This window comes from Gemella taiwanensis (assembly GCF_054054385.1).
Genome location: NZ_JBSMTL010000001.1, coordinates 307480 through 333961, shown reverse-complemented (window position 1 = coordinate 333961; position 26482 = coordinate 307480). Strand labels below are relative to the sequence as shown.

27 protein-coding genes and 1 other annotated feature are annotated in these 26482 nt (G+C 29.8%); of the genes, 4 read left to right on the top strand and 23 right to left on the bottom strand.

Going from position 1 to position 26482, the window contains the following annotated elements; translation table 11 throughout:
* Positions 1-27 precede the first annotated feature (27 nt).
* From rpoB to ACWOA3_RS01595, 6 genes are all read right to left on the bottom strand, one after another.
* On the bottom strand, positions 28-3849 hold the full coding sequence (rpoB, locus tag ACWOA3_RS01620; protein ID WP_442565724.1) for a DNA-directed RNA polymerase subunit beta: 3822 nt from the start codon (positions 3847-3849) through the stop codon (positions 28-30).
* A 150-nt stretch (positions 3850-3999) separates the two neighbouring features.
* Positions 4000-4596 carry a methyltransferase gene (locus ACWOA3_RS01615; protein WP_442565723.1) on the bottom strand — a complete coding sequence of 199 codons (597 nt, stop codon included), beginning with the start codon at positions 4594-4596 and terminating at the stop codon, positions 4000-4002.
* 153 nt (positions 4597-4749) lie between these two features.
* Positions 4750-5112, bottom strand: coding sequence for a 50S ribosomal protein L7/L12 (gene rplL, locus ACWOA3_RS01610; protein ID WP_003146330.1), 363 nt, complete (start codon positions 5110-5112; stop codon positions 4750-4752).
* Positions 5113-5162: 50 nt separating this feature from the next.
* Positions 5163-5663, bottom strand: coding sequence for a 50S ribosomal protein L10 (gene rplJ, locus ACWOA3_RS01605; protein ID WP_003146331.1), 501 nt, complete (start codon positions 5661-5663; stop codon positions 5163-5165).
* Between the two features lie 32 nt (positions 5664-5695).
* Positions 5696-5828 (bottom strand) — a sequence feature (ribosomal protein L10 leader region).
* Between the two features lie 88 nt (positions 5829-5916).
* Positions 5917-6654, bottom strand: coding sequence for a MerR family transcriptional regulator (locus ACWOA3_RS01600; protein WP_003146332.1), 738 nt, complete (start codon positions 6652-6654; stop codon positions 5917-5919).
* Between the two features lie 128 nt (positions 6655-6782).
* Positions 6783-7310 carry a QueT transporter family protein gene (locus ACWOA3_RS01595; protein ID WP_003146333.1) on the bottom strand — a complete coding sequence of 176 codons (528 nt, stop codon included), beginning with the start codon at positions 7308-7310 and terminating at the stop codon, positions 6783-6785.
* 371 nt (positions 7311-7681) lie between these two features.
* Between ACWOA3_RS01595 and rpsT the strand changes: the two genes are divergently transcribed.
* Positions 7682-7924, top strand: a complete 243-nt coding sequence (gene rpsT, locus ACWOA3_RS01590; RefSeq protein ID WP_003145397.1) for a 30S ribosomal protein S20 — start codon at positions 7682-7684, stop codon at positions 7922-7924.
* 95 nt (positions 7925-8019) lie between these two features.
* Here rpsT and ACWOA3_RS01585 read toward each other — a convergent pair whose 3' ends face one another.
* From ACWOA3_RS01585 to ACWOA3_RS01560, 6 genes are all read right to left on the bottom strand, one after another.
* Positions 8020-9204, bottom strand: a complete 1185-nt coding sequence (locus tag ACWOA3_RS01585) for a MalY/PatB family protein (protein ID WP_456883863.1) — start codon at positions 9202-9204, stop codon at positions 8020-8022.
* A gap of 12 nt (positions 9205-9216) precedes the next feature.
* Positions 9217-10302, bottom strand: a complete 1086-nt coding sequence (locus tag ACWOA3_RS01580) for a PLP-dependent transferase (RefSeq protein WP_456883862.1) — start codon at positions 10300-10302, stop codon at positions 9217-9219.
* 258 nt (positions 10303-10560) lie between these two features.
* Positions 10561-11541 (bottom strand): DNA polymerase III subunit delta, encoded by a 981-nt coding sequence (gene holA, locus ACWOA3_RS01575; protein WP_456883861.1) that lies wholly within the window; start codon positions 11539-11541, stop codon positions 10561-10563.
* Complete coding sequence (locus ACWOA3_RS01570; protein WP_456883860.1) at positions 11541-13466, bottom strand: ComEC/Rec2 family competence protein; 1926 nt, start codon at positions 13464-13466, stop codon at positions 11541-11543. The genes holA and ACWOA3_RS01570 overlap by 1 nt, the downstream gene beginning before the upstream one ends.
* A gap of 2 nt (positions 13467-13468) precedes the next feature.
* Positions 13469-13930 carry a ComE operon protein 2 gene (locus ACWOA3_RS01565; protein WP_003146342.1) on the bottom strand — a complete coding sequence of 154 codons (462 nt, stop codon included), beginning with the start codon at positions 13928-13930 and terminating at the stop codon, positions 13469-13471.
* A 2-nt stretch (positions 13931-13932) separates the two neighbouring features.
* Positions 13933-14562, bottom strand: coding sequence for a helix-hairpin-helix domain-containing protein (locus ACWOA3_RS01560; RefSeq protein ID WP_442566720.1), 630 nt, complete (start codon positions 14560-14562; stop codon positions 13933-13935).
* Between the two features lie 139 nt (positions 14563-14701).
* Between ACWOA3_RS01560 and ACWOA3_RS01555 the strand changes: the two genes are divergently transcribed.
* On the top strand, positions 14702-15070 hold the full coding sequence (locus ACWOA3_RS01555; RefSeq protein WP_003146345.1) for a PH domain-containing protein: 369 nt from the start codon (positions 14702-14704) through the stop codon (positions 15068-15070).
* Positions 15071-15147: 77 nt separating this feature from the next.
* On the opposite strand, the gene mnmA is transcribed toward ACWOA3_RS01555, so the two are convergent.
* The 9 genes from mnmA to ACWOA3_RS01510 form a co-directional block, all read right to left on the bottom strand.
* Positions 15148-16260, bottom strand: coding sequence for a tRNA 2-thiouridine(34) synthase MnmA (gene mnmA / locus ACWOA3_RS01550; protein WP_003146347.1), 1113 nt, complete (start codon positions 16258-16260; stop codon positions 15148-15150).
* 2 nt (positions 16261-16262) lie between these two features.
* Positions 16263-17384, bottom strand: a complete 1122-nt coding sequence (locus ACWOA3_RS01545) for a cysteine desulfurase family protein (protein ID WP_003146349.1) — start codon at positions 17382-17384, stop codon at positions 16263-16265.
* A 145-nt stretch (positions 17385-17529) separates the two neighbouring features.
* Positions 17530-18591, bottom strand: coding sequence for a hypothetical protein (locus ACWOA3_RS01540; protein ID WP_456883859.1), 1062 nt, complete (start codon positions 18589-18591; stop codon positions 17530-17532).
* A 26-nt stretch (positions 18592-18617) separates the two neighbouring features.
* Complete coding sequence (locus ACWOA3_RS01535; protein WP_155801189.1) at positions 18618-19430, bottom strand: phosphotransferase family protein; 813 nt, start codon at positions 19428-19430, stop codon at positions 18618-18620.
* Positions 19431-19520: 90 nt separating this feature from the next.
* On the bottom strand, positions 19521-20561 hold the full coding sequence (tsaD, locus tag ACWOA3_RS01530) for a tRNA (adenosine(37)-N6)-threonylcarbamoyltransferase complex transferase subunit TsaD (protein ID WP_003146353.1): 1041 nt from the start codon (positions 20559-20561) through the stop codon (positions 19521-19523).
* Positions 20548-21000 carry a ribosomal protein S18-alanine N-acetyltransferase gene (gene rimI / locus ACWOA3_RS01525; protein ID WP_003146355.1) on the bottom strand — a complete coding sequence of 151 codons (453 nt, stop codon included), beginning with the start codon at positions 20998-21000 and terminating at the stop codon, positions 20548-20550. The genes tsaD and rimI overlap by 14 nt, the downstream gene beginning before the upstream one ends.
* Positions 20984-21652: a tRNA (adenosine(37)-N6)-threonylcarbamoyltransferase complex dimerization subunit type 1 TsaB gene (tsaB, locus tag ACWOA3_RS01520; RefSeq protein ID WP_456883858.1), complete on the bottom strand. Its 669-nt coding sequence runs from the start codon at positions 21650-21652 to the stop codon at positions 20984-20986. The genes rimI and tsaB overlap by 17 nt, the downstream gene beginning before the upstream one ends.
* Positions 21646-22098, bottom strand: a complete 453-nt coding sequence (gene tsaE, locus ACWOA3_RS01515) for a tRNA (adenosine(37)-N6)-threonylcarbamoyltransferase complex ATPase subunit type 1 TsaE (RefSeq protein ID WP_003146358.1) — start codon at positions 22096-22098, stop codon at positions 21646-21648. Before tsaE ends, tsaB begins: the two co-directional genes overlap by 7 nt.
* 315 nt (positions 22099-22413) lie before the next feature.
* Positions 22414-23004: a nitroreductase family protein gene (locus ACWOA3_RS01510; protein WP_456883857.1), complete on the bottom strand. Its 591-nt coding sequence runs from the start codon at positions 23002-23004 to the stop codon at positions 22414-22416.
* A gap of 172 nt (positions 23005-23176) precedes the next feature.
* Here ACWOA3_RS01510 and ACWOA3_RS01505 point away from each other — a divergent pair, with 172 nt between their 5' ends.
* Entirely contained in the window at positions 23177-23521 is a 345-nt protein-coding gene (locus tag ACWOA3_RS01505; RefSeq protein WP_003146362.1) for a winged helix-turn-helix transcriptional regulator, read from the top strand.
* A 4-nt stretch (positions 23522-23525) separates the two neighbouring features.
* Positions 23526-24080 (top strand): hypothetical protein, encoded by a 555-nt coding sequence (locus ACWOA3_RS01500; protein ID WP_003146363.1) that lies wholly within the window; start codon positions 23526-23528, stop codon positions 24078-24080.
* Positions 24081-24194: 114 nt separating this feature from the next.
* Here the strand turns inward: ACWOA3_RS01500 and ACWOA3_RS01495 are convergent, their stop codons facing one another.
* Both ACWOA3_RS01495 and ACWOA3_RS01490 read right to left on the bottom strand, forming a co-directional pair.
* Positions 24195-25277 carry a zinc metalloprotease gene (locus ACWOA3_RS01495; protein WP_003146365.1) on the bottom strand — a complete coding sequence of 361 codons (1083 nt, stop codon included), beginning with the start codon at positions 25275-25277 and terminating at the stop codon, positions 24195-24197.
* 11 nt (positions 25278-25288) lie between these two features.
* A complete protein-coding gene (locus tag ACWOA3_RS01490) occupies positions 25289-26455 on the bottom strand; it encodes an ATP-grasp domain-containing protein (protein ID WP_003146367.1) in 1167 nt (388 codons plus the stop codon).
* Positions 26456-26482 lie beyond the last annotated feature (27 nt).

Here is a 26482-nt window from a genome sequence, read left to right as displayed (position 1 = left end):
TCTTTGTGATTGATTGTCAAATTTTTATTATTCTTCATCTGTATCGTCTTCTACATCTTCATACTCATCTGTATCTGACATTAAAAGACTTGCTAAAGCTTGATATCCTGAAGTTTCTTCTTCAGCTTCTTCTTCTACATCTTCATATTCATCTGTATCAGATAGAAGTAAGTTTGCTAAACCTTGATATCCTTCTTCAGTACTTTGTTCAGAAGCTTCTTTTGTTTCTTTAGCTTCTTCTGAATTTTCTTCGTTGTGATCATGGTTATGTGATTCGTGGAAGTCAATTGTATCTCCTAAATCGATATCACCCATATCTACTTCGTTATCTTCATTATCCATTACTCTAAAGTCCATACCTAAAGCTTGAAGTTCTTTCATAAGCACTCGGAATGATTCAGGTACACCTGGACGTGGAATGTTTTCACCTTTAACGATAGCTTCGTAAGTTTTAACACGACCATTAGTATCATCTGATTTGTATGTCAAGATTTCTTGAAGAGTATATGCAGCACCATAAGCTTCAAGTGCCCATACCTCCATCTCACCAAATCTTTGTCCACCGAACTGAGCTTTACCTCCAAGTGGTTGTTGAGTTACTAATGAGTATGGTCCAATTGAACGTGCATGAAGTTTATCATCAACCATGTGTGCAAGTTTAATCATATACATTACCCCTACAGATACACGGCTATCGAATGGTTCACCTGTACGTCCATCATAAAGAACTGTTTTAGCATCTTTAGCCATTCCAGCCTCAGCAACTGTAGACCAAACATCTTCATCAGTAGCTCCATCGAATACTGGTGTAGCAACGTGGATTCCTAATTGTTTAGCAGCCATACCTAAGTGTAGCTCTAATACTTGTCCGATGTTCATACGAGATGGAACCCCAAGTGGGTTTAACATTACGTCAACTGGTGTACCGTCTGGTAGGTAAGGCATATCTTCTTCTGGTAAGATATTTGAGATAACCCCTTTATTACCGTGACGACCGGCCATTTTATCCCCTACGCGGATTTTACGTTTTTGTACGATGAATACACGTACAAGTTCATTTACACCGTTAGGTAATTCTGCACCATCTTCACGTTTAAAGATTTTAACATCAGCAACTACTCCATCTGCACCGTGAGGTACACGTAATGATGTATCACGTACTTCTTTAGATTTAGCTCCAAAGATAGCATATAATAATTTTTCTTCTGGAGTTTGTTCAGTTAATCCTTTCGGTGTAACTTTACCTACTAAGATATCTCCATCTTTAACTTCAGCCCCGATTCTAATAATTCCTCGTGCATCTAAGTTTCTAAGTGCATTTTCACCTACGTTAGGAATTTCACGAGTAATTTCTTCAGGCCCTAGTTTAGTATCACGAGCATCAGTTTCGTATTCTTCTACGTGAATAGAAGTATAAACATCATCTTTTACAAGACGCTCACTCATGATAACAGCATCCTCATAGTTATAACCATCCCAGTTAACGAATGCTACTACAAGGTTTTTACCTAAAGCTAACTCTCCTTTATCCATTGATGGACCATCCGCAAGGATATCTTTAGGTTCTACTCTATCTCCAACTTTAACGATTGGTTTTTGGTTATAAGCTGTAGAGTGGTTAGAACGTACGAATTTATGAATTACATATGTATCTAAGTCACCTTTAATCTCTTTACCTTCTAGAGTTTCAATTCGACGTACTTTAATTTTCGCTCCGTCTACGTATTCTACGATACCTGGATATTTAGCGATAACAGCCGCTCCTGAGTCACGTGCTGCAAGGTGCTCCATACCAGTACCAACGAATGGCGCTTCTGTAATCATTAGAGGTACTGCTTGACGTTGCATGTTCGCTCCCATAAGTGCACGGTTAGAGTCGTCATTCTCTAAGAACGGAATACATGCAGTGGCAGCAGATACTACTTGCTTAGGTGATACGTCCATGAAGTTCATCATTTCACGAGGTTTAACTGTATTATCTCCTCTAAAACGACATACTACTTCATCATCAACGAAGTAACCTTTTTCATCAACATTCGCAGTTGATTGCGCTACTACGTATTTATCTTCTTGATCAGCAGTTAAGTATTGTACATTTTCAGTTACGTATGGACGTCCTTCCGCATCAAACTCAACTTTTCTGTATGGAGTCATAATGAATCCAAACTCATTTATACGGGCAAATGATGAAAGTGAGTTAATAAGACCGATGTTTGGTCCCTCTGGTGTTTCAATCGGACACATACGACCATAGTGTGAATAGTGAACGTCACGAACTTCCATCCCTGCACGTTCTCTTGTTAAACCACCAGGTCCAAGTGCAGATAAACGACGTTTGTGAGTAAGCTCACTTAGTGGGTTTACTTGGTCCATGAATTGTGAAAGTTGTGAACTTCCGAAGAACTCTTTAATAATTGCTGTAACTGGTCTTACGTTAATAAGTTGTTGTGGCGTGATTTCATTAGTATCTTGGATACTCATACGTTCACGTACAACACGCTCCATACGAGAAATACCTACACGAATTTGGTTTTGTAATAATTCACCAATACAACGTAGACGACGGTTACCAAGGTGGTCAATATCATCTACACGACCGATTAATTCAAATTCAAATCCATCGTTATTTCTACGGTTTTTAATTAATAATAGGTAGTAGTTAATACTTGCTACGATATCAGCAATTGTTAATGTAAGAACATCTTTATTAGGTGCTCCATTACCAATTACGTGTAATACTTGATCATCAGTTAATTCATCGATATCGAAGTCATTACCTACTTTAACTTGATTTACAACTTTGAATAATTGTAATTTAAGGCTATCACTTCCATCAAGACTTTCATTCATATCGAATTCAACTACGTTAGCTGTAGTTCCTAATTCTTCATAAATTCCATCAATGATTTCTCGTGTTAACTTAGTACCTTTTTCTACTAAGATTTCTCCTGTTTCTGTATCAACGATTGGCTCAACTAAAATTTGATTTTCTAGGCGTTCACCAACGTGAAGTTTGTTATTTAATTTGTAACGTCCTACTTTAGCTAGGTCATATCTTCTTGGATCGAAGAATCTTCCGTGTAAAGTAGCTTTAGCAGTTTCTACGTTAGCTGGTTCACCAGGACGTAATTTATCATAAATTACTTTTAACGCAGTTCCTGTGTCTAAGTTTTCATCTTTTTCTAATGTATTTAATAGTTCTGCATCTTCACCGAATAATTTAATAATTGATTCATCAGATTCAAAACCTAACGCTCTAATAAGCGTTGTTAAAGGAATTTTTCTAGTTCTATCGATACGAGCGTAAACTAATCCTTTAATATCTTTTTCAAATTCCAACCAAGCTCCTCTGTTAGGAATAACAGTTGTTTTATAGGCATTTGGGATATTTTTAACTTTAAGTTTGTCATCTTCTGTAAAATATACAGAAGGCGAACGTACTAATTGAGATACAATTACACGCTCTGCACCATTGATAATAAACGTTCCAGTTTCAGTCATCAACGGTAATTCACCCATAAATACTTCTTGTTCTTTAATTTCGTCACGTTCTTTATTGATTAAACGTACGCGCACTCTTAAAGGTGCTGAATATGTAGCATCTCGTTCTTTAGATTCATCTACATCATACTTAGGTGTTCCTAATTTATAGTCGATAAATTCTAAACTTAATTTATCATTATTACCTTCAATTGGTGATACATCTTTAAAAACATCTTTTAGACCAGTTTCTAAAAATTTATCATAAGATAACGTTTGAATTTCAATTAAGTCCGGTAAATCAATTACCTCTGATATTCTAGCATAGCTACGTCTTTGTCTGTGCTTACCAAATTTAACTTTTTGCAACTGTGTCACCTCTCAGCTTTTCTCTTAAAAACTAAAAAGAAAATATATACATTTTCTCTTACTTACTTATATAATTTAGGTAATTCCATCTAAAAGAAAATAGAATTACTTGCAATATATCATTTTATCATAGTCATAGCAAGTTGTCAATTATTTTACGGCTTTCAGTATATAGTAACCTTTATTTTTAGTAACTACTTCTACCATAGAAAAAGTCTCTTCTAATAATTTTTTACAACTAGCCATTCCTTGTTTTTTTTGTATAACCACCCAAAGCTCCCCCGAAGCATTTAGATGTTCATAACTATCTGTCATTATTTTATGTACGATTTTTTTCCCAGCTCTTATCGGTGGGTTTGTTAATACTATATCAAAGTTCCCTTCGACATTATCAAAGGAACTACTTTCTAGTACTTCTACTTCATTATTTATGTTATTAAGTTCAATATTTTTTTTAGATAGTTCTAAAACTCTATTATTTACATCTACCATAGTAAACTTAAACGTCGGATATTTTTTTGCTAAAAATATAGATATGACTCCATAACCACATCCAATATCAGCAACTTTAGCATTTTCCTTTTCTGTACTAAAACTTTCTAACATTGTTTTAGTTCCAAAATCAACACTTTCTTTTGAAAATACCCCGTTATCTGTATAGAACTTCAAATTCTCATTTGCTATTGTTGAGTTAATAATTTTTTCACGACTTTCTGTTGTCGGATTATTTGTATAATAATGTTCCATAATAAAGACACCTCTTAAAATGAAAGAAAATAGTATATCCCACAGTTAGACACTTGAGATATACTATTTTTGTTATTATCATCGTATCAAATATTCTCAAATAGAATATTATTGTTTATTTACATCTATCTTTTTATCTACTTAGATTAGAAATTATTTAACTTCTACAGTTGCTCCAACTTCTTCTAATTTAGCTTTGATTTCTTCAGCTTCTTCTTTAGAAACTCCTTCTTTAAGTGTTGCTGGCGCACCATCAACTTTTTCTTTAGCTTCTTTTAGTCCGTCTCCAGTGATTTCACGAACAACTTTGATTACTTTAATTTTTGAGTCTCCAGCGTTAGCTAAAACTACGTCAAATTCAGTTTTTTCTTCAGCAGCTCCAGCAGCAGCTCCACCAACTACAGCTACAGGTGCAGCAGCAGTTACTCCGAATTCTTCTTCAATTGCTTTTACTAAGTCGTTTAATTCTAAAACTGACATTTCTTTGATAGCGTCTAAAATTTGTTCTTTAGTCATTATAAATTTCCTCCGATTTTTAAATTATATATTTTTAATATTGTTGTTTATTAAGCTTCTTGTTCAGCTTTTTGGTCTGCAACAGCTTTAACAGCTAAAGCAGTATTGCGCATTGGCGCTGTTAATACAGATAGTAACATTGAAAGTAATCCTTCGCGACTTGGTAATGTAGCGATAGCTTTAATTTCAGCTTGATCTGCAACTTTTCCTTCTATAACACCAGCTTTTAGTTCTAAGTTTTCGTGTTCTTTAGCGAAATCGTTTAAAACTCTAGCAGGAGCTACAGCATCGTCTGTTGAGAAAGCAAAAGCATTTGGTCCAGTTAGAACTTCGTCTAATCCTTCAATTCCTGCTTGCTCCATCGCACGACGAACTAATGAGTTTTTATAAACTTTAAAAGTTAAACCTTCGTTACGCATGTTGTTACGTAATTCTGTTACTTCCGCAACGTTTAATCCACGGTAGTCAGCGATAACAACTGAAGAACTTGCTTTAATTTCTTCTGCGATTTGATTTACTAACTCTTGTTTTCTCTCAATAGCTTTTGACATTGAACTTCCTCCTAAGTAGATTTATCAATTTCAGTACCATTAAAAAAACCTTCTTGCATGCGAGAACATACAAAAAGGCACATAAGTTTCTTTTCGAATTTTGTCCTCGGTAGGTTAATTAAGGATTTCTCCCCCTACTGTCTACGGTACATTTTCAACTGACTTAGTTATTTTAATATATATAGTTTTATTTGTCAATAGTTTTTTTAATTTTTTTTTTTTGAAAAACTCTTTTTAGCATTTTTTTATGTTCTTATTTATTTAATCTGTCACTGCAGTACTTTTCTATTGCTTTAGATGTATACTCTGCTACACCTTCACCAAACTTATCTATATTTTTTTTAAACTCTGGATTATGAACATATCCTTTTCCTATATAAGAAAAAACTTCTATACTACAATCAAAAGCATATTCATTCATATTATTATATAAATCTTCTACCTTAGATTGTACTTCTTTCTCTGCTACATCTACATTTTCATCTTTGAATTTCGCCATTGAACGAAATACTTCATTAAATTCCTCGGTTACTATTTCCTCTCTTCCACTTTGACGCTTTTTAGATTCTTCAATTGTATCTTTACCATATTTTTCTACTGCTTGATTTTCATACTTATTTAAATCCTCTTTTTTAAATCCATTAAATTTTTCTTCTATTGTCATTGTTTGTTCTCCTTTATAATTTCTAATCGTTTTTTCTATATTATGTAAAATCACTTCAAACTTTTCTTTTTCTCTTAAAATTAATTCACGTTGTTGTTCAAGTATTTTTAAATTATCAAAATCACCTTCCAATAATTCTCTTATATCATTTAACTTAAACTTAAGAAATCTATAAAACAATATTTTTTGTAATTTCTCTAAATTTTCCTCAGAATAATCTCTATAACCATTATCTAACTTTTGAGGAATTAGTAAACCAATTTCATCATAATATTGTAATGTTCTTGCACTTACTCCAGTAATTTTCACAACTTCATTTATCCTCATAATCATTCCTCTATAATTTATAATATTTCACTAGTGATATTCTTATTATATACTATAACGTTACGTGAGAGTCAATAATTTATAATAAAAAAATCGCTAGGAGTTTTCCTAACGATTCTATATAAATATTATTCGAATACTTTTTTTAGATCAATCGCTTTGTTTAATGCTTCAGTAATAACAATACCGATAACCATAACGATTACTTGTGATAATAGAAGTGATCCGTAGATAGCTGTAAATGCACCAAACTCGAATGGTACTCTAGCTGAATTATCACCACTAAAAATAGTAATTTCATATGCAATAATTGGCATACAAATAACTAGGTATAAAATAATATTAATGATGTGTCTAGCAATTCTATTTTTTACAAATTTAAAAACAAAAATACTGATTGCTAAAGCTAATCCTGTTCCTAAAGTTCCAAAGAACACATCTACTATACCAAGTGGACTAAAGATATTAGCAATTGCCACTCCTAAAGTAATTGGAAACCAATATTTTTTACTAAACACTACTAATTGTGAAAGTGATTCACTTATACGAAATTGGATAGCACCGTATGAGAATGGTGCGATAGCTAATGTTAATACAACATAAATAGCTGCGATTAACGCTTGAATAGTTAAAACTTTAACTGTATTATTTCTCATTATATCTCCTTATCTTGTTCAAGAGAAAATAAAAAAGTACTGATTTGAGAAACCAGTACTTCAGGTTTTTTTTATAGATGGATCTCTCAAACATCTTTTATTATAATAAAGTCAGAAGACAAATAACCTTACCTATGTAAAATTAAATATCAACGTCATATATACTAACATAAATTATAGTCATTAGTCAACCAAAATATAAAAAATTCTAAAAAATAACTTATAGCAAAAAAAGTATAAAAATATCTTGCATTTACAATTTTAATATGTTAAAATGAGGTAGTTGTATCTAACAACACTTAATTCATTGTAATTAAGAATATTAATTAATATTTCTTAGTAATAAAAATAAGGACCAGGAGGTGAATCGAATGCCAAACATTAAATCATCAGTATTAAGCGTAAGAAAAGATGCTAAAACAAACGCTGCTAACACAGCTAAAAAATCTGAAATGCGTACAGCTATTAAAAAAGCTAAAGTAGCTAAATCTGAAGGTGCTGCTAACGCTGCAGAGTTAGTAAACCTTGCTTACAAAAAAATCGATAAAGCTGCTAAAACTAATTTAATCCACAAAAACGCAGCTGCTAGATATAAATCAAACCTAGCTAAATAATTTAAAGACTACTCAGACTTCTGAGTAGTTTTTTTTATTTCCTCAAAAAAAGAAGAATATAGACATGTTGTCTACATCCTTCTTTAAAATTAATACTATCTATTACAATTTTTTATGATTCTTTCAACAGCTTCTTGTATATTTTCTGGACTAGTAGCAAGATTAATCCTTACATAACTATTATACCCTTTTCCAAACCAATGTCCAAAGTCAATTGCTAGTCCACATTCATCTTGAATGAATTGTTTCGTGCTTTTTCCATTTAAAACATTCTCAAGGTTTAAAAATACTAAATATGTTCCTTCCAATGGATAAACTTTAATTTCTGGTACTTTTTGAGCTAATGTATCATGAATTAAATTATAATTGTGTAAAATTGTCGCTTTTAATCCTTCTACCCAATCTTTTCCATCTCTATAACCAGCTTCAAGAGCTATTTGTCCTAATAAACTTGGCTCCGCTCCTAAATTTTCTTTACTAAATTTATCAAATTGTTCACGAACATTACTATCCGGTATTAAAAGTGTCGCATGTACTAGTGAAGCAAGGTTAAAAGTTTTTGATCCTGAATTAGCTACTATTAAACGATTGTTATATCTACCACCTTCTAATGCTAATGCTGAAATTTGTTTATGGTTTCCATATGTGAAATCTTGGTGGATTTCATCAGATAATACAAGAACATCGTGTTTTTCGCAAATTTCAAATACTCTTTTCTGCTCTTCGAACGTCCACACTCTTCCGACTGGATTATGAGGTGAACAATGAATATATAATTTAACATCATTTTCTCGAATCTCTTTTTCGAAAGTTTCAAAATCTATCTTGAATTTACCGTCTTCTTCTAGTAATGGAGATTCCACTAACTTTCTACCACTATTTCTTATAGAATTAGCAAAAGGATAGTATACTGGTGGCATTATAATAACTGCATCTTCTTTTCTAGTATACGCTTTAATCACCCATAATATAGCTTGAACTATACCAGGAGCAAATCTTATCCATTGTTTATCTACTTCGAAATCGTATTTTTCTTTATGCCAGTTTTTATATTCATAATAGTAACTTTCTGGTAATTTAGTATAACCAAACACTCCATGAGCAACACGTTTACTCAACGCTTCTCTAATACTTTCGGGAGTTTTGAATTCCATATCAGCTACCCATAAAGCTAGTAATTCAGGATCACCAAATCGTTCTTCCAAAGCATCCCATTTTAAACTATTTGTATTTCTTCTTTCAACATAGTATTTTTTTACAAATTCTTCTACTATAGTCATTTTTTCTCCCCCCTATGCTTCTAATGCTCTTAGAAAATCTTCAACTAAATCTTCAGCATCTTCTACACCTACAGAAATTCTTAGTAAATCTGGAGTAAGTCCATAAGATAAACGTAGTTCTTCTGGTATATCAAAATGAGTTTGAGTAGTAGGATAAGTTACTAATGTTTCCACACCACCTAAACTTTCAGCAAAAGTAGCAACTCTTAATGAACGTAAAAATTTATCAATTTTAGTAGCATCATTTAATTTGAAACTTAGCATAGCTCCTTTTTTAGGATATAATACTTCTTTCACTTCAGGATGTTTCGCTAATTCTTCTGCTAATATTTTAGCATTTTTTTCTTGTTGATTAAAACGAAGTGGTAATGTTTTTAAACTTCTAACAAATAACCAGCTATCGAATGCCGATAAGACTGCTCCAGTCGTATTAGAAATCCACGCTAATCTTTCTCCAATTTGTTCATCATTTGTAATAGCAGCACCAGCAAGTATATCGTTGTGACCTGTTAAATATTTAGTTGCTGAATGAACTACAATATCAGCCCCCAAAGCTAATGGTTTTTGTCTTAATGGTGTTAATAATGTATTGTCGACTATTAACAACGCATTTTTTGATTTAGAAATCTGTGCAACCTTCTCTATATCAACTTCCTGCATTAATGGATTAGTTGGTGTTTCTATAAATACTGCTTTAGTATTATCTGTGATTTTATCTTCAAGATCTTTTTCATCTGTAAAATAAATAAATTTTTGTGCACCTTTACGTTCTAACTCATCAAAATATCTAAAACTTCCTCCATATAAGTCTCTAGACACTAAGAATTCACTATTTAAATCAAATAGTTCAAAAACTAGTTGAATAGCACTCATCCCTGAACTAGTCGCTATCGCACGACACCCTTCTTCAAGTTCACATAAACCTTCTTCTAAAATTGTACGAGTTGGATTTTTAGTTCTCGTATAATCATATCCTGTACTTTCTCCTAATCCAGGGTGAGCATAAGCTGTCGATAAATATATCGGTGTCACTATTGCTCCAGTCACCTTATCTTTTCTGTTTCCTAATTGAGCTAATTTAGTTTCTATTTTCTTCATTAAACAATACCTCATTTTATTTTTCTATTTTAACATTATTATTATATCACTATATCAAATTATAATAAATAAATTTATCTGAATTTTTTGTTTTTTTCGAAATATTTTTTTATTAATCACCAATCAATTATCTGAATAAAAAATAAATGATTATCTGAACTTGTTTCAAATAACCATTTATTATGTAAATTTAGATATCGATAAACCATTTAAAAAATTTAAAATATTCAGGGTAACTAGTACTCCAAGAATTTATTTTTATTTTAATTCATCTATCAATTTATTAATATAAAGATCTAATATTATGTATTTATCCATATATGAAGATTTCAATAATTTATCATAATCAGCTGATAATATTAATGTTTTTATAATTTTATCGACACTATAATTTCTGATCCCTTGTGCTGCTAACTGCACTCTATACGGATGGACAGCTAACTCCTTCGCTATGTCTTTTTGTGAATAATGTTCATTTAGAAGTACTTTCACCTTATAATACATTCTTAATTGACCGCTAATTAAAGATAGCAAGAATATTGGTTCTTCTTTTTTTAATACTAATGAATTATATACAACTCTCAATTTAGCATAATTCTTCCCAAACAATTCATTGGTTAAGCTAAAAACATCATATTCTAAACTTCTAGTTGCTAATAATTCTATATCATCTCGAGTTATTATCTTCTTCTCATCACAATATAAAAGTAGTTTTTCCAATTCTTTTTTTATATTTGCAAAATCCAAACGAGTGTAATTCACTAGAAATTCCGCATCTACTTTAGAAATTTTCATATCATGCACTGCCACTGTTTTCACGATGTACTCTGAAATCTCCTTCTCATTAAAGTTAGAAAATTCTTTAACTTCTCCCGCTTCTTTAATCTTCTTTATTATTTTCTTTCTACTATCAATCTTATCCGGTATTTTTAAAATTAGCACAACCTCTTCATTAATATTCTCTAAATAATTCATCAATGCATCAACGTTATGTTCTACTTTAATTTTTTTAGGTTTCGCTAATAAGAAATTACAATTTTCGGCAACAACAACTTTTTCATTCCCAAATAATCCACTACTTCTACATTCATAGACTAATGTTTCTATTGTATTTTCATGCATATTAATTTTTACATAATTAAATTCATCTAGTTCTTTAAGATATTTTTTCGCTAAACTTTTCTCGTAATCATTAATAGCTTCAAAATTTTCTCCATATATCACATAGATATTTTTCATCAATCATCTACCTCAATCTCAAATTCTCTATACTGATTTTTCACCTTTACTTTTTTATCATAATAATAAACAGAAGTATTACCCAATTTCATCTCAGTTCCATTATTCAAAACGATATAATCTGTTTTCTTATATTGAGTTATATCTTTTAATTCTAATAATTTTCTATTCACACTATCTACTACAACAATCTTATTTACTAAGCCATCTGTTAATAAATTTGTCACATATTCACTTTTATTTTTCTTGGCTGAAGTAAGTAGTAAGTAATTGAATCTATCCTTACCTTCATAGTTCAAGAGTGAATCATATTCATTCATTATATCATAATCTCTATCTTTTTTTCTGTAATCTGTATAAAAATTTTTCATATTACTTGATGTATTTATTATCATATTATTTCTATTTTCTCTAATATAATAAACATTCTCTTTTCCTATTTTTAGCTCCTCTATATAATTTCTAGGAATATAACTTGTAATAAGTAATATTATAGTGACTGTCATAACTCCAGTTGCAGCTCTTAAATATTTAGATCTATTTAATTCTACCATAATATATACAATTACTATAAAAATAACAATTATTACAAATATACTTTGCTTTCCAATTCTTAACGGTTTTACATATAAGAATACTTCTTGAAGTTTATCGAAAATAGTAAAGGTAAAATTCAATAACGGTTTACACAAAATATTGAATATAGGAATACTTATTAAAAATATAATATAACTTATTAATACTAACAGGAACAATACTATACTGAATATTGGAACTAAAACTATATTACTTAGTACAGAAATATAAACTATAGTATAAAAATTATAAAGTAATATCGGCACACTTGCCAATGTAGAAATAATACTAATCCTCAAAGACATATGTAGTTTATTTCTAGAAGTTTTAATATAACTTTCTGACATCAATAAACTAAATGTTATAAAAAAGGATAATTGAAAACCAATATTAAAAGCATATAACGGATTGTAGAATAATAAGATTAAAAATGTAAGAAGTAAACTATCCAATTTATCAATACTTTTTATTCTGAAAATTATATATAATATAATCATAAAACCCGCTCTAAGAACAGATGCACTAACCCCACTTAATAGCATATATAACGGAATTATAATTAAGATTATTTTTTCGATATGATCAACACTCACTTTAAGTTTCAATAAAATAAAATATATTAGTGATATAAGTACCCCAATATGTAAGCCAGAAATTGCTAATAAATGACTAGTACCTAGGTTTTTAAAAGAATTAATTTCATCTCTCAACAAATATCCTTTATCACCAAATATCAAAGCTTGAAAATATCCACTTTTATCAAAGATAAGATCTCTATCTATCTTCAAACTCATTCTATTCCTAAAAGTTGTGAATTTAAAAAGTAGCGAATTTACATTCTTAACCTCAGTTATTTCATTAATAGAAACTTTTTTAAAGATTCCTCTGTTTTCATTATACTTTTTATAATCAAAAGAATAAAAATTAGTTTTACTTGGAACATCTTCAATATTGGCAACTACAGATAATTTTCCGCCCCAAAATTTTTCTTTAAAAAAACTCTTCTCTTTTTCACTCTTAATTTTATAATTAATTAGTACATGCTCTCCTCCAATACGCCCAATTCCCGACATATAATCCCCATTAACACTGAATCTGTCAGAAATCACTAGTTCTAGATTATTATTTTCAACATTATTTAAATGAGAAATATTAGTTTTTTGTTCATATGCTCCCCGAATAAAAAAAGCTAAGAAGACTATTAAACAAATAATAGTTTCCCTAGCATTAAGATTTTTATTTTTCCAAGTTATTAGTAGAAAAATAACAATACATAGCATAGATATCATTAAATCGTAATTTAATAATATCGCCCCTAATGCTAGTAAAGAAAGTTGTAAGTAAATCATTACTATTTATCTAGTAACCTTTCTACTACATTATTTACGTCGTAATCTATTTTTCTTACGACAACTCCTGATTTTTCTAATAACTCTCGAGCATATTCATTATTTCTATAGTCATTTGCATAGCAAATTTCCTTTATCCCTGCTTGAATGATAGATTTTGTACAATTCAAACATGGAAAGTGTGTAACATAAATTGTTGCACCTTCAGTTCCAACACCAAATTTAGAACATTGTAAAATAGCATTTATTTCGGCATGAATCGTTCTAACACAATGCCCTTCCACTACTTTGCAACCAACATCTATACAATGTTCATCACCTTTAATTGAACCATTATAACCACCTGAAACTATTCGTTTATCTTTAACTATTGTCGCTCCAACAGATAACCTACTGCAAGTCGATCTAAGAGAAAGCAGGTGACTTTGAGCCATAAAGTACTCATCCCAACTAATTCTTTGCATAACTATACCTCTATTTTATCTTTAATTTTCTCAAAAGTAGCTTTTCCTATTCCTTTTACTTTTGTTATATCTTCTTTCTTTTTGAAATCCCCATTTTTTTCTCTATATGAAATAATTGCTTCAGCTTTAGTCTTTCCAACTCCTGAAATTTTCATAAGTTGTTCTTTATTGGCAGTATTTATGTTAATCACATCTCCACTAGATGAACTAGTAACACCATCGGATATTTGTTTTGGTTTTTCACCGTGTTTAAGAACATAAATAACCATCTGATCTTTAACTTTTTGACTTAAATTTAAAGTAGAAGTATCGGCATCTTCTAATAAACCACCAGCTTCTTCAATTAAATCTTTTACCCTTTTATCCTTCGTTGTTTCAAATACTCCAGGGTGTTTAACCGCACCTTTTACATCAACAAAAATTTTGGAATCTTGTTCTTCTTTTTTGTCATCCTTACTTACTTCTGAATTTTGAGAATTAGAAAAGGTTACATCATTATAATCCTCTGTTTTATCATGGTTAAAATACAAAAGTCCTCCAATTATAACAAGTAAACTACAGAGTAATGCCAAAACAATCGTCTTAACATTTTGTTTAAAAAATAAAACAACGTCTTCTTTATTAATTTTCATATTTCTCCCCCCCTAGTACTAATATTATATCATTAAATTTATTATAATAATACTGAAAACTTAACCTTCTTATTATTTATAATTTATGCTATACTAAGGTAAAAATAAACATTATCATACAATAGATAGGAGAGTTACTATGGCTAACGAAATGAATTTATTAAATTGGACATTCTTCAGAGAAGTTGCTATTCCACAAGATATTGCAAACTTATTGATAAACGGCGAACAACCAGTTGCTGCATTTGCAACAATAAGAGATGTTGCAGTATTTACAGATAAAAGACTTATTGTAAAAGATGCCCAAGGATTAACAGGGAAAAAAGTAGAAATCTATTCTCTACCGTACTCTTCTATATTAATGTGGTCAACTGAAAATGCAGGTAAAATCTTCGACCTAAATGCTGAAGTAGAACTTTGGACTAAAGTTGGAAAAATAAAAATTAATCTAAAAAAAGATATCGATATTCGAAGATTTGATACTTTACTCGCTCAATATATACTATAATTTTACTACTTAGAATTAAATAACTAAAAATTCTAAAAGTTAGAGATTTCCTCTAACTTTTAGGATTTTATTAATTATTAAAGTTGAAGTTTTTTTCCGTCTTTATATACTTCGTCAATAATTGCTCCACCTAAACATACATCACCATCATAGAAAACAACCGCTTGTCCTGGAGTAACAGCACGCACTGGCTCTTTATAAACAACTTTTACTTTGTTATCTTCTAATACTTCTACTTCAACTTCAGTATCTGGTTGACGATATCTGAATTTTGCAGTACATGTAAATTTATTAGGTTGTGGATTTTTCGTTGTGAATGATAGTGAACTTGCTAGTAAGCTATCTGAATATAGTTTTTCATTGTGGAATCCTTGGCAAACATACAGTACATTATTTTCAAGGTCTTTACCACATGCAAACCATGCTTCACCTTCAGTATCTTTAGTTCCACCAATACCTAATCCATGACGTTGACCGATTGTATAGTGCATTAAACCGATGTGTTCTCCACGGATATTACCATCTAAGTCAACCATTTTGCCACCTTGAGCTGGTAGGTATTGAGATAAAAATTCTCTAAAGTTTTTCTCACCGATAAAACAAATACCCGTTGAGTCTTTTTTCTTCGCTGTAGCAAGACCCGCTTCTTCAGCAATTTTACGAACATCTTTTTTCTCAAGTTCTCCTACAGGGAATAAAATATTTTTAATTTGGTGTTGTTTTAATTGAGATAAGAAGTAAGTTTGATCTTTATTATTATCAACACCACGTAACATTAAACGTTCTCCATCCACATCTTTTACTCGTGCATAATGTCCAGTCGCCACGTAGTCTGCACCTAAGTCTTCAGCATATTCTAAGAAAACTTTAAATTTAATTTCTTTATTACACATAATATCTGGATTTGGTGTACGACCTTTTTTATATTCATCTAAGAAGTAAGTAAATACTTTATCCCAGTATTCTTTTTCAAAGTTAATAGAGTAATAAGGAATATCTAATTGTTCACATACTTTAATTACATCTTCGTAATCTTTTTCTGCAAGACAAACTCCTCTATCATCTTTTTCTTCCCAGTTTTTCATAAAAACACCGATAACATCATAACCTTGTTGTTTCAAAAGATATGCTGTTACAGATGAATCTACTCCACCACTCATTCCAACTACTACTTTTTTGTTGCTATTCATTATTAGTTCCTTTCTTTTATTCTTTTCTCTAAAGTTACAATCTTTTCAATAACTTCATCAATTAATTCTCTGCTAGTATCAAATCCTACACTAATTCTAACAGAATGTGCAGCACGTTCAATATCATACATTTCTGTAATTATACGACTTCCTTTAATGTTCCCTGAACTACAAGCTGATCCACCAGAAATATAAATGTCACGAGCATCTAGATACGTAATAAGTCGTTGTGCTTCAATATTTTTAAAGTATATATTCAATATATTCGGCAATGAATTCTCTATAGATCCGTTTACTTCAAATTCAACTCCATTTTTTTCAAGTTCTGAAATAAAGTAGTTCTTCAGTTCTCTAAGAGCTGGAATTGAATTTAATGTCTCTGACAAACAGTCCTTAAGAACTAATATACCTAATAAATCGGTCGTCCCGGAACGAAGACCATTTTCCTGACCTCCACCTAATAATAATGGTTCAACGTCTCCATCTTTTGCATATAAAAATCCAAAGTTATTAAGTGAACCTAATTTATGCGCTGACGCAGAGGCAAAATCCAATCCTAATTCTTTCACATTAATTTCAACTTTTCCTAATGCTTGAACAATATCACTATGTAATAGTATATTTTTATCTACAATAAGTTCTGAAACCTCTTTTATAGGATTTAATACCCCTGTTTCATTATTTGCTAACATAATTGAAATTAACACCGTCTTGGAATTAATCTTATCTTTTAATTCCTCTAGTGATATAGCACCACTTTTATCTACTGATAATTCATGAACCTTAAATCCAAATCTTTCAAGTCTCTTAGCACTAGCTTTAACAGATGGATGTTCTATAGATGAAATTATTATTTCTCCTGTTTCAAATCTAGTTAATACATGATTAAATACTGTATTATTACTTTCAGTACCCCCAGAATTAAAAATTATTTCATTACTACTTGCATTTAGAGTTTTAGCTATTTTCTCGCGGCCTTCACGAGCTAGCCTATCATTTTTCTTTCCTAGAGTATGGCTACTACTTGGATTAGCATAGATTTCTTTTAGTATATTCATATTCTTTTCTATAATATCAAAATGTTTCCTTGATGTTGCTGCGTAATCTAAATAAATATTCGCCATATCATCGCCTCCTAATATTAATCATATTATATTTTAACATAAATAATGGTCAAATAAAATCAAAACCACTTTGTAATATAAATTTATTAGTTATAAAAATTATCACTCCCTTTCTTATCAATATAGAAAGGGAGTAGTATTAATTTTATTTAGTTATTTCTCTAAGTTTACTTATGACTATTATTAAGATTGCTAATACTCCTGAAACATACAACAATATATTTTGTTCCTCTAAAATAGGAGTATTAATCACTCGTGGTTGAGTGTATGCTAAATAACAAAACGTCATTGGATAAAATAGAAGTTTTGCAGATCTTGTATCATTAATTTTCTCTAATACTCTAACACTACTTACAATCAGAACAGTTATCAGAATATACATCCAATCAATTGGTAGTTTTCTGAAAAAGTAGGCAGGTATAATACAAATAAAACTTATGAAAGCTATTATTTTAAAGATTATTATGTATACTTTATACATAAAATCCGCAGAATTTTTTAATTTGAATAAACCATTAACAATAATTAAAATTAAAATATAAGTACTTATAGTAAGTTTAATTTCATTACTAATATTGTAGTTAGATCCTTGTGTAATAAATGTTGAAATATTCATATATATGTACATTATTATAATCGGAATATATGTCCAAACATACGCTAGGAATTTACTATTTTCAAAATATGGTACTTCCCATTCCCAGATGTACTGTCTATCAATTACTTCAAGAACAAGGGCATTTAAAAATGTTCCTGCTATTAAATTAAAAAGAACCTCTTCAAAATTTCCACGAGCTAACATTAACATTATAAAATTAACAATTACAAACAATCCGACTCCCAAGAAACCTGCAAAATATATCACCATCATTGCTGGTGAATTTTTAGAAGCACTCTGCCCGTATTTATTAAGATATTCTGTATTTTCTACTACTAAATAATTATATATATTTGAAATATTTGAATTATCTTGTTTATTTTTTAATATACCAGCCAACAAAGATCTTACAGGGAAAAATTCAATTTTTGTAAAATCTATATTACATATTTCTGTCCAAAAATCATCATTCATTTCTGAATCCTTAGAAACTATTTTTGACAGTTCTCTCATACTTTTTAAATCATTAACGTTATCTTTCAACTTATCAACTAAAAGTAATGCTTGTCTACGACTTTCTTCTAGTTTTTCTTCACTAATTCTATTCACTCTTAAACTCTCCTATTCCTTAATAGTTATTTAAAAAAATAATTTTCAACATCTTCTAACATTTTTAATCCTAACTCCTCAAATTCTTTATCTTTAACACGTTTGGTATAGTTTAAAATACCTAATGCCGAGATAAAAATCATGCAGTACTCTAGTTCCTCAGAAAGCACTTCCTCATTTGAATGTTCATAATAATGTTTTAAAAAAAGCTCTTTTTTTAATTTATCATTATCTAAATCTTGATAAAAATATTTAATGAAATCTAAATAATAACTAGCATATTTAACTCTTTCGAAATCTATTAATACTAAATTATCATCTTTTCTCATAATATTTCTAAGACCAAAATCTCCATGAATTAAAACTAATGTTTTTTCATACTCTTCATCTAATTTACTAATATTTTTTAGAAACTTAGAATGAAACTCACTTATTTTAGTATACTCTTTTCTATCAGCTAATCTATATACATTTTTTTCTAGAACTTTTTCCAATGAAATTTCTTTGTCATTTTCAATTGAGAGCCAATTTCCTCTATGAAAATCAGATATTAGCTCTGCTATTTTTATTATATCTTCATCATTTATGCTTTCCTTATTTAGTGGGGTAAAGTCTTCATATTTCAATACTAGTGCAAAATACTCAGGAAAATTTAGTAAAAAATTACTTTTATTTCTTAAAAACTTATACTCTGGTCTATATTTCAATGGATCTTTAAAAATTTTAACGAATACTCGTTGTCCTAATCTTTTAGAAAATCCTATAAAATGCTTATTTTCAGAAATATGATTTATTTGTTGCAAATTAGTATCTAATAATTCTTCAAGTTGTCTTTTCATAATTACACCAAAACAGTTATAAAAAGGGAGTGACTCAAAAATCATGCTTTTGAAAAAATCAATTTTGTCGAGTCAGTTCCCTTCTAATGTTTATCCTCTAACTTCTTCTAAATCTAATGTTGACTTCGCATTTAGCGTTAATGGATTTGCAAATATATTATTTTTATAATAATAATATCCCGCCGCTCCCATCATCGCCGCATTATCACTACAATAACTCATTTTTGGAATAAGTACTTCTACCCCTAATTGTTGTTCTAGCTCTATGACTTGCTTACGAAGTTCGCTATTACCTGCAACCCCACCTGCTAAAATCAACTGTTTAACACCTAGATTCGCAATAGCTTTTTTAGTTTTTGCGATTAAAACTTCTACTACCGCCGTTTGGAAACTGCAAGCTAAATCTTCAGGTACAATCTCTTCACCACGTTGTTTTGCATTATGTACAAAATTAATCACCGCTGATTTCATACCTGAAAAACTAAAATTATAATCATCACTATCAATCATTGCACGCGGGAATTTATACTTATCTTCACCCAACTTGGCTAGTTTGTCTACTTTAGGACCACCAGGATACTCAAGGTTTAACTGTCTCGCGACCTTATCGTACGCTTCACCTACAGCATCATCGTGAGTAGAACCGATTATTTCAAAATCAAGTTCATCTTTTAAATAAACTAGTTCTGTATGTCCCCCACTTACAACAAGAGCTAATGATGGATAAACTATATCATTGTCTATATTACTAGCATAAATATGTCCTGCAATATGATGTGCACCTATTAATGGTTTATCTAAAGCATAACTTAATGTTTTCGCAACATTAACACCAACTAGTAATGAACCTATCAATCCAGGTCCTTGTGTTACACAAATTGCGTCTACATCACTCAGAGCAGTTTGCGCTTCTTCCAAAGCTTCTTCAACTATTTGCATTACTACTTCTATATGTTGTCTACTTGCTATTTCAGGAACAACTCCTCCAAATTGCTTATGAGTTTCAATTTGACTACTTACGATATTCGAAAGCACTTCTTTTCCATTTTTAACTACCGCTACACTTGTCTCATCACAACTTGTTTCTATAGCTAAGATAGTTACATTATCTAAATTTTTAAATTCTTTCATTACTAAAATCCCTTACCATTACAAAAGCATTTTCGCCATTGTTTTTGTAATAATTTTTTCTCATATCAACTGTTGTGAAGCCAGATTTTTCATAAACAGTTATCGCAGGCATGTTACTTACACGAACTTCAACGATCGCTTTTTTTACACCTTTTAATTTTAAAAGTTGCATTACATAAGTGAAGAAAATTTGTCCTAATTTTTTATTTTGATGCGGTTTATCAACAACTATCTTATTAACCTGATATTCATCAGCAACAAGCCAACCACCACAGAATCCAATGATTTCACCATCATTAAATAATCCGTAATACTCTGCGTTCTCATGTTCCAGCTCAGACTTAAACATTTCTTTTGTCCATGCATCTTCAAAATTATCTACATCTATTCTCGATAATACATCTAAATCATTAACATCAACTTTATTTATTTTTATCATTTTCAAGTTCCCTTTCTGCTTCAGTTTTTCTTAAGTATTGTGGTTTCATATTATAACAATCCACATCTTCTAATGAATCATAAATTTTTAAAACATTAGCTGCACGAACCATATCATTATTTTTTGAACCTTCTAAAAGAAGATCATTTAACTTTTCTATATCTTTACTAATATAGACAAATTCATCACTTTGAGATGATAAAAAGTTATTAATTTCTTCAAGAGAGTAGTATCCTTCTTTCAGTATCTCTACTAATTTTCCTTCTTCATTTTTATATACAGCTCCAAAAACATTACCACGACGAGCATCGATAAATGGAACTAATAATTTGTTACTATCAAACTCTAATAAAGCCTGTAATTTTAAAGAAGATACTTTCTTCAAATTAATCTTCAGTGTGTAAGCTAAAGTCTTACAAACAGCTGCGACTACACGAATTGCTGTATACGATCCTGGTCCTTCACTTGATATAATTTCAGTTAAATCCGTTTTTTTCTTATCCGCTTCTTTTAAACAATTATCGATTTCTTCTAAAATTACTGCTGATAAATTATTACTACATACAATGTTTTTTTCTGCCAATACTGTTTCATTATCAAAGCATGCTATTGAACATACTCCATTAGAAGCCTCTACTATTAAACTTACCAATTTTCACGAATCCTTTCTTCAATTTTTTTATATTCACCACTAGAAATAATTTCAACTTCTCTGTAATCTTCTACTAAGCGAATATTGAAAATTAATCTTTCATTTGGTAAGAATTCTTCAATAAATTTTCCCCATTCAATAATACTAACATTATCTTCAAAGAAAATATCTTCAAATCCTAAGTCCTCATCACTATCCTCTAAACGATAAGCATCAATATGATATAATTTTCCATTAGGATACTTATACTCTTTCATTATATTAAAAGTTGGTGAATTAACTACACTTCTTACTCCTAAATATTCTGCTAAATATTTCGTAAATGTTGTTTTACCTGCGGCTAGATCACCATTTAATAAAAGTACTAATCTACCTTTTATACCTTCACTAACAATTTTCGCTAAACGTTTAGTATCTTCTAAATCTCTTATAACTATTTTTAACATTGTTAAACCTTCTAAATTTTTAATTTATTTACCATCTACTATAATACCATATTTACCAGTATATTCCAACAACTAACAGCGTAATTAGTAACGTAAAAAAATGGGAGTGACTCATAAAACGTGATTTCTTTGAAATCAATTTTGTAGAGTCACTCCCACACAGTTTATTAGATATCTAAAAAGCTTTTGCAAAGCGAATTTAGATATCAATAAACCACTGCGTCTATGAGTTTTCATGTAAACTATTTTTAAAATCTAGTACTTTTGAGTAAGCACTGTTATTATTACTCATTTAATCTGTTGTTAAATTAAATATTATTTTACTACTCTTACTCTTGAAGTTCTTTCAATTGGTGCAACTTCTTGTAATTTTTCACCAAATGGCATTTGAGCACGTAGTACTAAGTTAGCTGGAATATCCCATTCTGCAGCAACTTTTTCATCAATTACTGGGTTATAGTGTTGAATGTTAGCTCCAACTCCAGCTTCTGCTAATGCATTCCAAACTGCAAATGATGCAATCCCTGTTGATTGTTCTGACCAAATTGGGAAGTTATCAGCATATGATGGGAATTGTTCTTGAAGACCTTTCACTACATCGTGATCTTCGAAGAATAAAATTGTTCCGTAAGCTGCTGCGAAACTTTCAATTTTACCTTTTGTAGCTGCTTTAGCTTCTTCATTTGGTAAGAATTTTTCTAATTCTCCAAAAGTAATATCCCAAAGTTTTTGGTGATTTTCTCCTAATAATACTACAGCGTGTGCAGTTTGTGAGTTAAAAGCACTTGGTGAATGCTTAACCGCATTATCAATAATTTCTAATGCTTCTTGTTCTGAAATTGGTAAGTTCTTACCTAACGCATATACACTTCTTCTATTTTGATATAAATTTTTTGCTTCTGTCATTATTATGTCCTCCATTTTTTAGCTATTGCTAAACTTTATTATTTGTTTTATAATTGTTATATATATTATTATAATATTTACCAAAAAAATAACAAGTACGTTTTTTTATAATAGTAAGTATCTTTATAGATAGAATTGTATAATATCAACGGAATTTTAAGGAGATTTTTTTATGGAACAACAAGAACCTTTTGGAAAATGCCCTTTTTTTACAACTCAAAAAATATTATCTGGAAAATGGACAATCCTTATTCTTCATCTTCTAGAAGATAAAAGTGTTAGATTTAATGAGTTACAAAGATCACTAGGGACAATTACCCAAGCTACATTAACAAAACAATTAAAGCAATTAGAACAAGATGGATTAATAAACCGTAAAGTTTATGCTCAAATTCCACCTAAAGTTGAATACAGTCTGACAGATATTGGAAAAAAATTCCAATCAGTACTTAATGAATTAGAAATCTGGGGAAATGACTACATTAATTACTTAAAAGAAAATAGAGAAGCAGTATAATACTATGGATAAACTAAATGAAATCAAATCAAAACTTCATTTTCTTTCAAGTGAACAATTAGATATTATTCATAGACTTATTTCTTCTTGGAATATTAAGGACAATAAAATTCAAACAGATGAAAATCTAGTTAAGAAAGTTTACGAAAGTACAATATCGCCTATAGAAGATCCACTAAAGAATTATTCAAAAGAAGAACTCTTAGAAGAGTATGGAGTATTATTTTACAATCAACAAGACGCTGTTGATTCTAATTTCGGAGAAGTTTCTATTGAATATAATTATGATAATGGTGATGAAATAACCCCACAATCTATTAATAAGGCTATTCAAACTAAGGAATTTAATATTGAAGAATATGCCAATAATGATATTAAGATAGATAATTTGATTTCTAAGTCTTCTGATACTGTTTTAAAGACTACCTCTTCAAACACTGAACTTGATGATTTCGATCCTTTATTTCCAGATACTGATTTCGATTCATTAACTGGTCTAAACAAAAGTAAATACGATGATTTAGACTTTTCAGCTTTAATATCGAAGAAACCTAAATAAAATAATTCTTTATACAGTTATATTTCTAAGAACACATCGCTTCCAATTTATTTAATAATATATTATTACAAAAAGATATCAACAGCTCTATATAGCCCTTGATATCTTTTCTGTTTACTTTAAGATTTTATTTTCTAAATAATTACAATATTTCATCTCTATATTCTGAACATATAAATTTGGTGCTTTATTTTTTAATTTTCTAGCTTCTTCAATTAGGATCATAGCTTTTTCATCATCAAATTTTATTCCCCATTCATAAGTCGCGAGTATATTCTTTGTCTGTGGATTTTTTTGTTTAAGTCGAACTTTCAAACTTTTATCATTCATTAGTTCTTCCAATAATTCATCTTCAGGATTTACCAAGCTTATTAATTTCACTAACAATGCCATTAGTTCTACTTTATAAACCGGTAACAAATCCTCTCTTTCAATATATAATTTTCTTGATTCGTTATATAAAGCCTCAAACTCAAAGAAATATTCTAAACCATCTAATTTTATAAATTCTAATGAGTCAGTTAGATAATTTGTATTAGTTATTTCTAATGAATTTATTTTCTCCACTACTTCTGTTTTTTCTATTAATAAATTCTTACCAATACTTTGATAATATACGTATTCTAATTGTAAGTATAGAACAAATCTAGTAGTTTCATCTTTACTAGCGTGGTAGAACGTCATACCATCATTAAATCCCATCGGAATCAGGTTTAGAAAAGCTAATGTAAATCCTATTAAAGCAAATAATAATGTATAATAACTTGGTAGGATTAGCCAAGAAACAATAGAAAATACAATATTAAATATTACACCACCTAGAAGATATAATTTATACTTAAACTTTCCTTCAACATATTCAGGTGCTCTCATCAGACACTGACCACCAGTACCTGGTAATCTTTCATATCTAATTTTAAGTTTTCCATTTTCATCTTTTATTATTTTGAAATCAAATACTCTAAAACTTATAAATTTATATCCCGATAGCAATCCAAAAACTAAATGCCCCGCTTCATGAACTATAACTTGTAAAATAAAAGCTATTACTCCTGCTATTAATAACAATATTATATTTGGAGCACCAACTCTTGAAAGTGAGTCTCCAGCAATCTTACCGACAGAATATCCTATTATAGCCCCAACAATCATAATTCCTAAAATTTGTAAAAGACCACTAATAAATTTATTTTTCACAAATAATCCTCCTATTCATATTTTTCGTGAATATAATTCATCATATCACTGATGTTTTCAATATTTTCATCTACCAATATATACATCCATTCTCCCATAGCTGTTGCAAAAACCGCTGGCACTCTATCTACTAAGCGAATTTCTTTTGAGTATTTATTATAAATATCCTCATTCGTATACTTATATATATATTTATCTCGTCTTGACAGAGCTATTCCATTATAATTATTTTGGACTTTCTTCGGTTCATTTCCTACGACAACATCCGCATACATTTCAAACAAATCACACTCATATGTATGATTATATAAATCTATTGTATATCCTCCAGCTATACGATTATTATATTCTAAAGCAATATAATCGTTACTAGGTAATTTGAAAAATTCGATATGGAAGAACCTTTCCTTCATTCCAAATTCTTTAACAATTTTTCTTCCATATTCTTTTAGTTTAGGATCAATTTCTTTTGGAATAATATTTCCATAATCTAGGCTATCGTTCAATAAATCTAATGTAGGTTTTGTGTAATAGAAACTAGTTTCAAAAACAACTTTTCCTTTAGAGTCAATTAGTCCATCATACGTACAAAGAATCCCATTGTCTACATAACTTTCAATAAAGTATACAACTTCTTGAGTCCATTGTTTTTTAAAGTTTTCTACATCTTTTTTTGATAAAAGTTTATAAGTATTATTTGCTCCTACTCCATTATCTGGTTTAGCAATTACTGGTAATTTTATCTCTTTAATTGCTTTTTCAAGTTCTCTAATATTTTTTACAGCACGCCCCTTAGCAACTGGAACATTAGCTTTTATAAATCTTTCTTTCATTTTCGATTTATATTTTGTAAAATCTAGTTTTTTCGGTTTCACACCAGTTATATTAAACTGTTCTCTAATTATTGAATCTAAAAATAACCAATGCTCATTATTAGACTCCACTCTATCTATAACTCCATGTTTATAGATTAAAAATGCTACTCCTCTTAAAACTTCCCCATAGTTTTCTAAATCATTTACTTTATAATATTCAGTTAAAGCATCTTTTAAAACACTAGAAAGACTATCGTAACTCTCACTCCCTATTCCTAATACTTTAACTCCTTTTTCTACTAACTTTCTTGCAAAATTTTCCTGTGAACTTGGAAAATTTGGTGATACTAATAAATAATTCATAACAGTCCCTTCCTTCCTAATATTATT